Below are 321 nucleotides of genomic sequence, written 5' to 3' on the forward strand. Positions count from 1 at the left end.
GTTCAAAGAAGTTGTCATGCACGCCGACTTGTTCGAGCTTGAGAACGTCGGCCCAGATCGCGGCGATCGTCTCCTCCTCCGCCGTGCGCGGCGCGACGTAGGCGGCCGCATTGGCAGTCATATCCGGCGCAGGCAGCGCCTTGCGGTCAACCTTGCCGTTCGATGTCAGAGGGAAGGCATCGAGCTGCATGAAGTGCGCAGGCACCATGTATTCCGGCAGGCTTTGCAACAGATCGGCACGCAGTGCGTCGGCATCAAAGCTGCCGACCAGGTAGGCGACCAGATGCTGTTGGCCCGGCACGTCTTCACGCGCCAGCACCA

Annotated in this window: 1 protein-coding gene; it reads right to left on the reverse strand. The window is 62.6% G+C overall.

Annotated features, from left to right (window positions below):
- Positions 1-321: hypothetical protein (locus ACO0LB_RS20765; RefSeq protein ID WP_423052621.1), on the reverse strand; the 321-nt coding region annotated here is incomplete at both ends.

The sequence above is a fragment of the Undibacterium sp. SXout7W genome, assembly GCF_049339385.1.
Taxonomy (GTDB): Bacteria; Pseudomonadota; Gammaproteobacteria; order Burkholderiales; family Burkholderiaceae_D; genus Undibacterium.